Origin of the sequence: Mucilaginibacter dorajii (assembly GCF_024808255.1) — a bacterium.
In the GTDB taxonomy this organism is placed as follows: Bacteria; Bacteroidota; Bacteroidia; order Sphingobacteriales; family Sphingobacteriaceae; genus Mucilaginibacter; species Mucilaginibacter dorajii.
The window spans coordinates 342,639-356,473 of sequence record NZ_JANTYS010000003.1 but is presented as its reverse complement, the minus strand read 5'-3'; the positions used below and the strand labels follow the sequence as shown (position 1 = coordinate 356,473).

Sequence of the window (13,835 nt, the reverse complement as noted above, 5' to 3'; positions counted from 1 at the left end):
TTGGTCTTTTATAGCGATCAGCCTGATAGCAGATTGTAAAACCTGTAAGATATCAGCTGATAGGCACCAATAAACTAATGAACAAGTGAACCAATGAACTAACTACCTAAGCAAAGGATTTTTCTCTTTGGCAAAAACATTATAAACCATTTTATCTAAAAACGCCGGCAAAAGCTTGCTGAGCAAAACGGTAAGTTTCCCTTGGGTGGTCATAATCAACGTACGGGAGCGATTTTCGATACCATCGACTATAATAGTGGCTACTTTATCGGATGACATCATTTTATCCTCTTCCAGTGTGCTTTCTTTTTGTTGTACGCCTTCCTGGTTTAAAGCTGTGTTCCTGATGTTTGACGCCGTAAAGCCAGGGCAAGCGGTTAAAATATGTACACCTGTTTTCAAATTTTCTACCCTTAATGAATCTAAAAAGCCATTCATGGCAAATTTAGATGCTGAATAACCTGCCCTACCCGGTAAACCTTTGTAACCGGCTATGGATGATACGCCTACAATACTTCCTTTAGTCTTGATAATCTCCGGCAAAGCGTATTTGGTGCAATAAACAGTTCCCCAAAAGTTCACATCCATCAGGGATTTTAATACTTTAAGATCGACATCTTTGAACAAAGCACGCATGGAGATACCAGCATTGTTGATCAACACATCTATTTTCCCAAATGTGGCAAGGGTTTGTTTGATGAGGCTGGCGCAGTCGTCCTCGTTGGTTACATCACACTGAATTGCCAGGGCTTTTGTTTGATAGCGCCTTTCAATATCCTGCGTAATCACGCAAAGCGTTACATACTGGCGGGCTGCCAATACAACGGTTGCACCGCGTTTGGCGCACTCTATGGCTAATGATTTGCCAATGCCAGATGAGGCACCGGTGATGATTATAACTTTATCATTTAACTTCATATGAAGGAGGGTATAGCTGCGGTAAGCCCTCCACCTTTATTTCGGGCACCTTAAATAAATATTTGGTGGCGAAGATAATCATCGCCCCATAATATTCCTTCAGGTAATCCCAGCTAAATTTCACATGGTTTTTACTATCAAAGTTGATGATATATGTTTTAGGGAAATAGTAGTTTTTAAAGCCAGCCAGCCTGATCCTGAAACTCAGATCAATATCGTAGCCATAAGTATGAAAACGTTCGTCAAATACGCCAACCTTCTTAATCACTTCCTTACGCATCAGCATAAAAGCACCATTGAGCACATCTATTTCTGAAGTTTGAAATTCTTCTACCCAATCTTTCCGTTGGATGTCGGTTAAACGCGATTTGGGGAAATACTTAGACAGGCCTGTCAATTTAAAAAACACTTCCCATGGTTTGGTAAAGCCGTGTTTTGATTCTTTTAAAAATCGGCCATCAGGTGTAATCATGCGTACGCCCATACCGCCCGCATCGGCATGCATGTCCATAAACTCCAGGGCTTTTTCTATTGTTTTTTTGCCTGTAATTGTATCCGCACTGACTACTAAAACATACTCTCCTGTGGTTTCTGCGATACCCTGGTTATAAGCCATGGCCATTCCTTTATTACTGGTGTTAGCAATCACTTTAACCTCGGGAAACTCATCACCAAGCATCAGGACCGATTTATCAGTAGAGGCATTATCTACCACAAAAACTTCGTAATTGAGGCCTACGGCAGCCCTGACAACCGAATTGAGCGCAATCCTGAGCATATCACAGGTATTGTAATTTACTAATATGACAGAGAGTTTCATACCTTACTTTGACAAAGAGTTTTCATACGGAACACGTGTAGCGATAGACCGCCCAAGGGTGATCTCATCTACGTACTCCAACTCTCCTCCAAAGGCTATGCCACGAGCGATGGTTGATATGGTAATGTTAAAAGATTTTATGCGCTTGTTTAAATAGAACAGCGTGGTATCACCCTCCATGGTAGCGCTAAGGGCAAAAATAATCTCTTTAGTTTCATCTGCCTTTAAGCGTTCAACAAGGGTATCAACCTGTAAATCGGAAGGGCCAACGCCATCCATTGGCGATATTAAGCCCCCCAGTACGTGATATACACCATTATATTGGTTGGTATTTTCAATAGCCATTACATCGCGGGTATCCTCTACTACGCAAATGAGGCTATGATCACGCTTGTGGGATGCGCAGATCTCGCATATCGATTGATCTGATATGTTATGACATACCGCGCAAAACTGAATTTCGTTACGAAGCTTGCTGATGGTGCTGCTAAATCGTTCTACCTCCTGCTTATCCTGGTTTAGCAAATGCAGTACCAGGCGAAGGGCGGTTTTTTGGCCCACACCGGGTAGTTTAGCAAACTCGGCAACAGCATTCTCCAGCAACTTCGACGAAAAATTCATTTTGCGAAAGTAAGGTTTTAGTCGGGAAGTCCGAAAGTCATGAGAGTCGGAAAAGTCCGGAAGTCAGTAAAGTCCGAAAGTTCCGAATGGTATTGAGCATTCTGTACGCCCAAACCAATGAACTAATGAACCCTTAGGACTAATGAACCTTTAGAACTTCAGGTGCTTTACTGTAAGTCCGTTATTAATTAACTGCTTTAATGATTCAATGCCCACATGCAGGTGTGTTTCAACATACTGTTCGGTTACTGTAGAATCGCTCTCGGCAGTTTTTACACCTTCGGGGATCATTGGCTGATCTGATACCAGCAGCAAAGCTCCTGTAGGGATCTTATTGGCAAAACCTGTAGTGAAAATGGTAGCGGTTTCCATATCTACAGCCATGGCGCGCAAATCTTTCAGGTATTTTTTAAATACTTTATCGTGCTCCCACACGCGGCGGTTGGTGGTGTAACAGGTACCAGTCCAATAATCTCTGCCAAAATCACGTATGGTGGTTGATATCGCCTTTTGCAGGGCAAATGAAGGCAATGCGGGCACTTCTGCAGGCAGGTAATCGTTTGATGTACCTTCGCCCCTGATGGCCGCTATGGGCAGGATAAGATCGCCTACGTTGTTCTTCTTTTTGAGGCCACCGCATTTACCCAAAAATATTACCGCTTTAGGGTGTATTGCAGTAAGCAGGTCCATTACGGTAGCCGCTACCGAACTGCCCATCCCAAAGTTGATAATGGTGATGCCATCAGCAGTAACACTTTGCATCGGTTTTTCGAGCCCCATAATTGGCGCATCATCATGCCATTGCGAAAACAGCTGGATGTATTTAGAGAAATTAGTAAGGATGATGTAATCACCAAAAGCCTCTAATGGCCTGCCGGTATAGCGGGGTAACCAGTTAGCTACAATAGCATCTTTAGTTTTCAATCCCGATTTTACCGGTGAGTGTACTTCCTTCACTACCGGGGCGTCGGTAGGGTTCTTTTTAACGTTTAATTCGTCGTTCATATTAAATAATTTTATGTTTTAACCTTAAATGGCAGCCTTGTGGGGCCGCCTTAGTCAGTTTGCAGGATTCAGTTTGCAGATATCAGTTTGCAGTGGTCAGTATTCAGTTTGCCGTTGTCGTCTGCGGTTGCATCTCAGTTTACAGTTTTTCATCAATTTGATCTTTCTTACTTAAACGGCCTTGCAAACCGTTTAACTTATCAGTATTGTTTGCCAACTACAAACTGAATACTGACCACTGCAAACTGATAGATACAACAAACCCCGGCGTTTCACCAGGGTCTGTGTCAATTTCAATAAAGTTAGCTTTTTAATTTGTGCAAATTGTTAAGCTACTTTTAATTTTTTCAGATCCGATTTTTCAAACTTCTCGTGAGCATAATCCAATGTGATGTTTAATCGTTTCACATCTTTTTTAGACGGGAATTCAAACATCGCATCAATCATGATAGCCTCACAAATTGACCTTAAGCCCCTTGCCCCTAACTTAAATTCCATCGCTTTATCCACAATAAACTCAAGTACTTCATCGTCAAACTCAAGCTTTACACCTTCGTAATCAAACAATTTTTTGTACTGTTTTAATAACGAGTTTTTAGGCTCGGTTAGTATGTTGCGTAAAGCCGACCTATCAAGCGGGTTAAGGTATGTTAATATAGGTAACCTGCCTATCAGCTCGGGTATTAAACCAAATGATTTTAAATCCTGCGGAGTAATGTACTTATATAGATTTTTCATATCTATTTCGCCATCATCTCGCTTCAGTTTGTAACCCACTGTTTGCGTGCGCAGGCGGTTAGCTATTTTACGGTCGATGCCGTCAAACGCGCCACCGCATATAAACAGGATATTGCTGGTATTTACCGTGATCATTTTTTGATCGGGGTGTTTACGGCCACCTTGCGGTGGTACGTTAACCATGGTACCTTCTAAAATTTTCAGCAATGCCTGCTGAACGCCTTCGCCGGATACGTCACGGGTTATAGATGCATTATCGCTTTTACGAGCAATTTTATCAACCTCATCAATGTATACAATGCCTTTTTCGGCAAGTGTTACATCGTAATCGGCACTTTGCAGTAAACGGGTAAGGATGCTTTCCACATCTTCACCCACGTAACCGGCCTCGGTTAATACCGTAGCATCGCAAATACAAAACGGAACGTTTAAAATTTTAGCCATGGTTTTGGCCAGCAAGGTTTTACCTGTACCTGTTTCGCCCACCATAATGATGTTTGATTTTTCAATCTCAACTTCATCTTTATCAATACGCTGATTCAGGCGTTTGTAATGGTTATATACAGCTACCGATAATATCTTTTTGGCATCATCCTGACCAATTACATATTGATCAAGGTGAGTTTTGATCTCGTATGGCTTCAATAAAGCCGGTGCCAGTGGCGACGACTTTACTTTACGTACCTTTAACTCCTCAGCTAATATTTCATTAGCCTGGTTAACGCACTTATCACATATATGCGCGTCGAGCCCCGCAATCAACATCAGGGAATCCTGTTTTCCGGCACCACAAAATGAGCACCTGATTTCCTTACTGTTTTTATTCATCTGATTCGTTTAGTTAATCAAAATTAGTGAATTAGAGCGAGAGTTGCAAAGTTCTGAGTTTTGGGTAGTGAGTGCTGAGTTCAAAAAAGCATTTTTAAAATCTAAAACTCAACACTCACTACTCAAAACTACAAAACTTACTTCCCTTTAGTTCCTCTTAAAATCTCATCTACCATACCAAATTCTTTGGCTTCTTCGGCAATCATCCAGTAATCACGGTCTGATGCGTCCCAAACTTTTTCGAATGATGCACCGCTGTGGTCGGCAATGATCTGATATAGTTCTTTTTTTAATTTAGTGATCTCATGGTAAGTGATCTCAATGTCTGACTGCTGGCCTTGAGCACCGCCCGATGGCTGGTGAATCATTACCCTTGCATGTGGCAATGCCGCCCTTTTTCCTTCGGTACCGGCTACCAATAATACAGCGCCCATTGACGCGGCCATACCTGTACAAATTGTGGCAACATCATTTGAAATGAATTGCATGGTATCATAAATACCTAAACCGGCGTAAACCGAACCACCAGGTGAATTGATATAGATCTGGATATCGCGTTTGCTATCTGCCGATTGCAGGAAAAGCAATTGAGCCTGGATAATGTTTGCAATATTTTCATAAATCGCATCGCCAAGGAAAATGATGCGGTCCATCATCAGGCGCGAAAACACGTCCATCTGGGCCACATTAAGCTGGCGTTCTTCAATGATATACGGAGTCATGCCTGTTGGCACGGTGGTAGCAATACCTTGCGGCATACGACGGCTATCAAAGTTACCAAGGTATTTATCTACAAAAAGACTGTTGATGCGGTGATGTTTAACCGCGTATTTTCTGAATTCGTTCTTATCGATGTTACTGTTCATGGGTTTTGTTATGTTAATTTTAGGTGCAGGCATTGTTACCTGCGATAAATATAGTTTTTAGTTGAATACAATTTTGAAAAGATAGTTTGTATAAAGTAAAAATTATTTTGAGGTGAAGGGGCCGGGAAGACAGGAAGTCGGAAAGTCGGAAAGTCGGAAAGTCCGAAAGAAAAAACAAGCGGGCAAGTCCGAGTGTCATTTTTTTCACTTTCGGACTTTACTGACTTTCCCGACTTGCGGACAAAAAAACTTCCCAATACAACAAAAGCAACCTTGTGAGTTGCTTTTGTAAAATATTGGGTTAAACCGGTTTCTTATTTTTCGGAAACCAATTTATTGAAATCAGTAAACAGGATGTCTTGTTTATCTAAAGTGATCACACTTTTAATATAATCAAACACCTTTAATGCTTTTACTTCTTCAAATATCTTGTTAGCATTCTCTTTGTTTTGCAGGTATTGTACGGTGTACTGCCCTAACTGCTCCTCGGGGATGGGTTGTGGACTGTACATCCTGAACTGCTGATCTAAACGCACTTTTGCCAAAGCAAAAACCTCGTCGTATTTAATTTCGATCTTGTTATCAGTAATTATTTTGTTCTCGATCAAAGTCCATTTAAGGTTTTGAGCAAAATCATTATAACCACCTTCTAACTCTTCGGCAGTCAGTTTCTCGTTGGTAGCTTTTAACCAGCGTTTTAAAAATTCGTCAGGTAAATTAAAGTTAACTTTAGCAATGCTTGCTTTATAGATATCGTCCTGCAATTTGCGTTCGCTATCCTGCACCATCATTGTTTCAAGCTCTTCGGTAATTTTAGCTGTAAACTCCGCTTCGGTTGTTACTACTCCTTCACCAAATAATTTGTCAAAGAACTCCTGGTTTAAATCACCTTCTTCTAAACGGTTAACGTTTTTAACCAATAGCTGGAAGTTTGATTTCAAATCAGCTGCTTCATCTTCTTCTATCTTCAATAAACCAGCAACCTTAGCTGCGTCGTTATCATAAGCTTTCTGAATATCGAAGGTTACTATATCACCTTTCTTTAAACCAATTAATGAAGCTTTAATGGCTTCGTCCTTAATCTGATCTAAACGTACAGATGCTATATTGCTTATACCGCCCTCAAAAACACTACCATCCGGAGAAAGCTGGACTAATTCGCCGTAAAGAACGTCATCGTCTGCCGATACGTCAGGATTTGTCATTTTGCCATAGCTGCGACGAATATTCTTGATCCTTGAAGCCAGGGTTTCGTCGTCAACTTTGATGTTGTATTGGGTTACTTTATCTTTTGATGAAAAGTCGATATTAAATTCAGGCGCTAAACCTAACTCGTAATTAAATTCAAAATTATCGGCAAAATCCCAGTTGTATGCTTTCTCGTCATCAACCTTTGGCAATGGCTGACCTAAGATGCGCAGATCCTGCTCTTCAATGTATTTGGTTAAAGTATCTGATAACAGGTTGTTGATCTCATCAACCAATATACTTTTACCATACATCTTTTTTATATGTGCTGCAGGCACCATTCCCGGGCGAAAACCAGGCAATTTTGCTTTTTTAGCGTTCTCTTTTATAGCTTTGTCAACACGTGGCTGATAATCTGCAGGATCGATGTTGATCTTAACAACTGCATTCAGGGCATCTACTTTTTCCTGTGTAATATTCATCTTTTTACCGGGTATATATTTGATCCATTGAAATTATAAGACCGAAAATCATTTACGGACTGTACAAATTTCGAGGCGCAAAAGTATGAATTTATTTTAAATTAACGGCCTGATTACTTAGCCGAAAACTTTACTACCTGGTTTTTTATCGGCTTAATTGTTTTAACATAAGCGTATATCGCCTCAACATCCGTTTCTTTCAAATCGGCATATTTATACCAGGGCATAATTGACTGAAATTCATGAGGCTTAACCCCTATTTTAGCTTTGGCGCTATCGGCATATTGCTTAAACTGGTTAATAAACTGTGCTTTTGTCCAACTGCCAATCCCGGTTGTTTTATCGGCAGTAATATTGGCCGACCGTACAATGCCCGCGTTAGGAATTACAAACTCCCTGCCGCCCGCGTATTCGAGCCCCGGTATTATTTTCCCTTTATCAACCTGGCTGTGGCATTCCATACAGGCCGCCGATGTTACCAGATATTCCCCATATTTGAGTGTATCCTTTGTATCGGGCACTTTGCCCAGGCTTGCTTTTTGGGGCATGGTATGTACCAGGATGTTTAAAGGAAAATCGAGTTTGGCGGGTGGGTAATCTGTTTTGATTGACTTAAGCGAACGTATGTAAGCAATAATGCTGTAAACATCTTCCCTATCCATTTTTGAATAATACGGCCATGGCATTAATGGAAATATGGCTGAGCCATCCTTTTTAACGCCCGTTATTATCGCTCTAAAAAGTTCACCATCCGTCCAGCTGCCTAAATGATAAGGTGTAATATTGGGTACTTCAACATTGCCCGGGAAGCCAACGGCTGCGTCAAATTTTTCGCCGCCCTTGCCTTCGGTACCGTCAATCATTGGCCCGGCAAACTTTGTCCAGTCGCGGGTGGAGTGGCAATCCATACAAAGCGTTACATGATTGGCCAGGTATTTACCCCGCTCAATACGTTGCGGGGTTAGCACGATTTTAATATCCTCTGGCTTGCCAACATTGGGCAGGGCAAGGGTAATGTATGAAATGCCTGCAATAACAATTACTGCCACAGCTATTACTGTATAAGCAGTAAATTTTAAAAACTTTTTCATGATAAGGTAAGGTTATTAGTAATCCTGGTAATCTATTTGTTAAGCAGAAACATCAATCCACCTTGGTAATTTTTGATGCTCCCGATTTATCGTTATTTACTGTTGCCGGCGAACCTTTGTATTGTACTTCAGATGCGCCGCTTGAGTGTACATTTAAAGTTTTTAATACATTGATCTTGCAGTTACCTATGCCCGATGTATTGATGTCATAATCGCCTACCACAAAATCGAAAGCATTTACTTTAGAGATACCGCTCGATTCTATTTTATGCGATGCTGCCTGACCAGTTAAATTCACCTCGGCCATGCCGCTGTTTTCTGTCACCACATTTGCAGCGTTTACGTCAAGATTCAATTTGGTTGCACCAGATAAGCCAAATTTCAGATCGCCGGTATTTATTTTCCCTACCGATGAAATGACCACTGCGCCAGATGCATCAATCTCATCCAGCTTTTTGATGCCGATATTGATCACAATGCTGTCGCCATCACAAAAGTTCTTTTTTGATTTAATGTGCAGCGTACCGCCCTCAACCGAAGTTGATACATATTTAAGTTGGTTATCATCACCTTTAATACTGATGCTTAATGAGCTATCCTGTTTTAAATGCACTTTGAAAGCGTCAGAGATATCCAGTTTGGTAAAGTCATTGGCTTTGCGGTTTTCGGTAATGATATTGCCCGAGCCATGCACACATCTTAAGCGTCGGCATGACGAAAATATACTTACCGATACAATAACTGCAAGCACTGCAGTGTTAAAGCTTAACTTTTTCATGGTGTTTCTGTTTTAAGACGTTGTTTTTGAAATAGATGTTACATCAAAAATAAAAAAAGCTATCACATTTAGATGATAGCTTTCAGAATATATGATGAACTTTTGCAAAAGTATTATGGATAATTAAAGACCGGCCAACTCGTTTTCGTTCCTGGCAGCGGTACCGTTAGTTAATTTATCAGTGTAGTTAGCAGCAATAAATTTATTATTGTTAACACTTGATTGTGTGTTGTGAGTTAACGTATAAACTTCTGTTTTACCGGTTAACTCAACTTTGGCCTGGTCGCTAACATTTACGGCGGTATTGTAAGTATCAAGGTTTAAGTTAGCGGTTGCGTTGTTGTGCAGGTTAACTTCTAACTCTATGGCAGATAGGTTACCGAATGATTTTACTTCGGCGTTGTCATAAGCGCTGATGTTACGTAAATCATTTGCTGTTACCCAAACAACTAATTTTTCTTTGGTGTATGACGCAATGCGTAACACACCTTTTGAGCTTTGTACTAATGCGCTTTCTGCATAGTATTTATTGTAAACCTTAACCTGGTCTGTTGTACCGGCAGATACGTAAAGTTCAACGTTACCACGGATTTCGATTTTGTTGATGTTGCTTACATCGGTTAAAACGGTGGCAACATTTTGGGTATTTTTTGTAGATGCAAAAGTTGAATTTGATAAACCGGCTACTAAAACTAAAGAGGCAGCGATGGTAAATAATGTAGTTTTCATGATATTTAATATTTTGATTGTCAAGTAATTGTATTGTGTTGTTTTTAAATACACTAATAAGACGCCCCCGTTTTTGAAACGTTACAGCAGTTTTTGGTGTATTAGATGTATACCCGGTTTTTATCGGCGAACGCCGGATTATCATCGGTGAACAGGGGAATTATTTTTGATGATAAATTAGGTGATAGTCCCAAAAATTACTTTTTAATTAAAGGTGAGCAAGCTACAGCGAAGTTTTTGCGGCTAATGGAGGATGATTATAAGGCTGCACGAATTATCCTTTTCAAGCAAAGACCGCGAAGGCGCTAAGATTTTACTTTGCGACTTAGCGATCTTTGCGCGAAAAAAAAATGTTGTTTTTTTTCTTCTTTACTATTCATTTACGTCATAAGTATTTGAACGACTTACAATCGATGATCTACATAAAACAAAAAAAGCTGTCACTTTCAGGTAACAGCTTCTCAGAATATATGATGGACTTTTGCAAAAGTCTTTAAGGAATTAGATACCCGCTAATTCGTTGGCTTGAATTTTGGCGTTGGTATTCAATTTATCGGTATAAGTGGCAGCAACAAATTTGTTGTTGTTTACACTTGATTGTGCATTGTGGGTCAATGAGTAAACTTCGGTTGTACCAGATAACTCAATTTTTGAGCGGTCGCTAACATTTACACGGGCCTGGTAGGTATCCAGATTTAAGTTAGCGGTTGCATTGTTATGCAGATTAACTTCTAACTCGATTGCTGACAGGCTACCGAATGATTTAACTTCGGCATTGTCATAAGCGCTGATGTTACGTAAATCATTTGCAGTTACCCAAACAACTAATTTTTCTTTGGTGTATGATGCAATGCGCAACACCCCTTTTGAACTTTGTACCAAAGCGCTTTCTGCATAGTATTTATTATAAACCTTAACCTGGTCTGTTGTACCGGCAGAAACATAAAGTTCAACGTTACCACGGATTTCGATTTTGTTGATGTTGCTTACGTCAGTTAAAACAGTAGCAGCATTGTTAGTATTTATTGTAGATGCAAGGGTTGAATTTGAGATACCAGCTACCAATAATAAAGAAGCAGCGATGGTGAATAATTTTGATTTCATGATATTTAACATTTTGATTGTCAAGTAATTGTATTGTGTTATTTTTAAATACACCAATAAGACGCAGGCATTTTTAAAACGTTACAGCCCTTTTTTATGATTTAGATATACACCCGGTTTTTATCGGCGAAAGGCGGATTAACATCGGTGAGCGGGGAATAAAGTTTTCAGTATTGTGCACGTCGTTATTTTTTGACGGCGCAAAGGTACCCTTAATAAGCATCAAAAAAACGCGCGTTGCGGTTATTGGCCCCATTCTGACGGTGCAATGAATAAAGGCGTCTGAAGTGGTATTGTGATGACAATATAGCGGAGGTTAAACCTGTAAAACAAGGATTTAGCCATACTGATAAAGCTGCAAATTAAAAAAGCAGTGTTTCAAAAATCAATGAAACGCCGCTTTTTATTAGATGTAATATCCTTCGTTAGATGACTTAGGATTTCACCGGTTCATAAAACTTTAAGAACCAATCGGGATTTCTGTAGGCATAGGTATCCTGACTGTTACCAATGGCTACCCAATCATTAATATCATATGTTTTTTCGCCGGTTTTTACTTCGTGTACAAAACGGAGCATAAGGTGGTAGCCTTCTTTAAGCACGGTTAAGTCGGGCGCGTTGGGTTTAAAAGTGATATTAAATTTATAGTCATTATTTCCTTCAACAACAATTCCCGTACATTTCCCTGCCGCATTTCTTTTAACGTCTATTATTTTCCCGTAGGTAAAACGAACCTTATTGGTTTCATACAAAAAGGGAGACTTATCAACTGTAGTGACGCTTTTTTCTTCAAATATTTTTACATTATTCTTTATAATATAAGCCGGTGAAAACGACACCGGTGTATTTTTAGAGATAGTACCAGTAGACATTTTCATAGTTACCTCATCGCCCACATTTAGTTTTCCGTCCAACTCACCTTTGTCTGCGTAATTAATCCAAAGGTCATAGTTATTATTATTGTAGGCTATAGTATAGTTACGTAAAATGCCGGTCTTTTCGTCCTTTGTTACCTTAACAATTTTAACTACGTTGTCGTTCTCCATTACTTGTTTAATAAGCTTCGACTTATCTTTATACTCATCACTCTTCATGTAAGCCTTTTGTTCGGCCATTGCCAAATCGAAAGCTTTATCACGTTTTACCTTTTGACGATACTTTTCAACCGGCTCATCAAAAGCTGTTGTTGGTGACTGCTTTTTGATCGTTATTTTTAAACTGGTTGCAAAAACCAGGCAGCTAATGAGCACAATAGGCGCGATAAGCAGGTAGGCGAACTTTTTCATATTATTTGATGGTTTGTTAAAAAGCATTGTAATACGCTTTGCTAAGGGTACCTTGCTAAAACCATTAAGCAATAGCATTCCCTGCCCGGTCACGGATAGGTGAAGCAATAAATTAGCGTACATTTTTTTATCTGTAACATGGGCCATACCATTATCTACACCAAACTCGTGATTTGCCTCAATGGCGCTTGCATACAGGTAAACAAAAGGGTTAAACCAAAGGATAACCTGGGCTATTTTGGCAATAACCCTATCTGCAGAATGAAAAGACCTTACATGCAGCAATTCATGCGCTATAATGTATTTTAACTCCTGTGGACTAATGCCATCGTCATTTAAAAATATATAGTTAAAAAAAGATCCGTTTCGAAGTTCGGGATGGCTTCCCAAAATGGTTACGCCATCTAATTTTGATTTAGGCTTCCCCTTCAAACGCACAAAAAACAGACTTACAGATATCAAAAGATGCGTACCTAATGCCAGCACAACTATAATATAAAACAACTCAGCAACTTTAGCCCAATTTACAGGTGGTTCATCAATAAACCCATCTGTTTGCCGGTACGTAAACTGCGGCTGCGCAACACCCTGTAATTTATCGATATACGCAATTTGTTTAGCAGCTGTAATGTATCGCGGCTGTTCATCAACCTGTATTTTTATCGCGGGTATTACAAAACTCAACAGCAGCGTTACCATTAAATACCACCTGTTGATGTTAAAGAAGGTAAGCTTTCGCAAAAACAGGTGATAAAACAGGTAAAAGATCCCCGTACACGCCGATACTTGTAGTACATAGCTAATGGTTTCCATTATTCCTCGCCTTTATTAATGATATCTTTTAGCTTGTTAATATCTTCAGGACTCAGCTTCTCTTCCTTTACCATGAAGGAAAAAAGACTCTCGGCCGAATTGTCAAAATACCCGGCAAAAAATCGGCTGAAAAAGGTTTTGCGATATTCGGCTTTGGTGATCTTGGGGAAATATTCATAGGTTTTGCCATAGGCCTTATAATCAACATATCCCTTTTTTTCCAGCAATCGTACTACCGACGAAATGGTATTATAAGGTGGTTTAGGATCATCGGGCAGCGCTTCAATAATATCTTTAACAAAGCATTGCTTTAGCTGCCATATTACCTGCATCACCCGCTCCTCTGTTTTTGTTAGCTCTTCCATAATCAAATATATAACGTAACTTTCAGTTATGCAACTAAAAACTACGTTATGTAACTTATTTTACAGTTATAAATTATAAACAACTATTAGTCAATAATATAACTTCAACAAAAGCATCTAAATAGATTACCCTAAATCTTCTCTTTCAACAGTCATGGGTCTAATACGTCCAACAATCCTTTGTCTAAAAGTCTTTTATCTTT

13 protein-coding genes are annotated in these 13,835 nt (G+C 39.7%); all 13 read right to left on the bottom strand.

From position 1 onward, the window contains the following. Nucleotides 1-102: 102 nt before the first annotated feature. The 13 genes from FHS10_RS05905 to FHS10_RS05845 all read right to left on the bottom strand — a co-directional run bounded on the left by FHS10_RS05905 (nucleotide 103) and on the right by FHS10_RS05845 (nucleotide 13,632). Nucleotides 103-918, bottom strand: a complete 816-nt coding sequence (locus FHS10_RS05905) for an SDR family oxidoreductase (protein ID WP_259088405.1) — start codon at nucleotides 916-918, stop codon at nucleotides 103-105. Continuing rightward, complete coding sequence (locus FHS10_RS05900; RefSeq protein WP_259088404.1) at nucleotides 905-1,738, bottom strand: glycosyltransferase family 2 protein; 834 nt, start codon at nucleotides 1,736-1,738, stop codon at nucleotides 905-907. Before FHS10_RS05900 ends, FHS10_RS05905 begins: the two co-directional genes overlap by 14 nt. Nucleotides 1,739-1,741: 3 nt before the next feature. After that, complete coding sequence (recR, locus tag FHS10_RS05895; protein ID WP_259088403.1) at nucleotides 1,742-2,359, bottom strand: recombination mediator RecR; 618 nt, start codon at nucleotides 2,357-2,359, stop codon at nucleotides 1,742-1,744. A 150-nt stretch (nucleotides 2,360-2,509) separates the two neighbouring features. After that, a complete protein-coding gene (locus FHS10_RS05890; protein WP_259088402.1) occupies nucleotides 2,510-3,364 on the bottom strand; it encodes an AMP nucleosidase in 855 nt (284 codons plus the stop codon). 327 nt (nucleotides 3,365-3,691) lie between these two features. Beyond that, entirely contained in the window at nucleotides 3,692-4,930 is a 1,239-nt protein-coding gene (gene clpX, locus FHS10_RS05885) for an ATP-dependent Clp protease ATP-binding subunit ClpX (protein ID WP_259088401.1), read from the bottom strand. A gap of 137 nt (nucleotides 4,931-5,067) precedes the next feature. After that, the gene (locus tag FHS10_RS05880) at nucleotides 5,068-5,796 is read right to left on the bottom strand and encodes an ATP-dependent Clp protease proteolytic subunit (protein ID WP_259088400.1); all 729 of its coding nucleotides are present in this window, start codon (nucleotides 5,794-5,796) and stop codon (nucleotides 5,068-5,070) included. A gap of 314 nt (nucleotides 5,797-6,110) precedes the next feature. After that, nucleotides 6,111-7,466: a trigger factor gene (tig, locus tag FHS10_RS05875; RefSeq protein ID WP_259088399.1), complete on the bottom strand. Its 1,356-nt coding sequence runs from the start codon at nucleotides 7,464-7,466 to the stop codon at nucleotides 6,111-6,113. 113 nt (nucleotides 7,467-7,579) lie between these two features. Continuing rightward, a complete protein-coding gene (locus tag FHS10_RS05870) occupies nucleotides 7,580-8,557 on the bottom strand; it encodes a c-type cytochrome (RefSeq protein WP_259088398.1) in 978 nt (325 codons plus the stop codon). Nucleotides 8,558-8,609: 52 nt separating this feature from the next. Beyond that, nucleotides 8,610-9,335: a head GIN domain-containing protein gene (locus FHS10_RS05865; protein ID WP_259088397.1), complete on the bottom strand. Its 726-nt coding sequence runs from the start codon at nucleotides 9,333-9,335 to the stop codon at nucleotides 8,610-8,612. A 123-nt stretch (nucleotides 9,336-9,458) separates the two neighbouring features. After that, the gene (locus tag FHS10_RS05860; RefSeq protein ID WP_259088396.1) at nucleotides 9,459-10,064 is read right to left on the bottom strand and encodes a GIN domain-containing protein; all 606 of its coding nucleotides are present in this window, start codon (nucleotides 10,062-10,064) and stop codon (nucleotides 9,459-9,461) included. A gap of 501 nt (nucleotides 10,065-10,565) precedes the next feature. After that, nucleotides 10,566-11,168: a GIN domain-containing protein gene (locus FHS10_RS05855; protein WP_259088395.1), complete on the bottom strand. Its 603-nt coding sequence runs from the start codon at nucleotides 11,166-11,168 to the stop codon at nucleotides 10,566-10,568. A 434-nt stretch (nucleotides 11,169-11,602) separates the two neighbouring features. Next, a complete protein-coding gene (locus FHS10_RS05850) occupies nucleotides 11,603-13,267 on the bottom strand; it encodes a M56 family metallopeptidase (protein WP_259088394.1) in 1,665 nt (554 codons plus the stop codon). Further along, nucleotides 13,267-13,632, bottom strand: a complete 366-nt coding sequence (locus FHS10_RS05845) for a BlaI/MecI/CopY family transcriptional regulator (RefSeq protein ID WP_259088393.1) — start codon at nucleotides 13,630-13,632, stop codon at nucleotides 13,267-13,269. Before FHS10_RS05845 ends, FHS10_RS05850 begins: the two co-directional genes overlap by 1 nt. Between the last annotated feature and the right edge of the window lie 203 nt (nucleotides 13,633-13,835).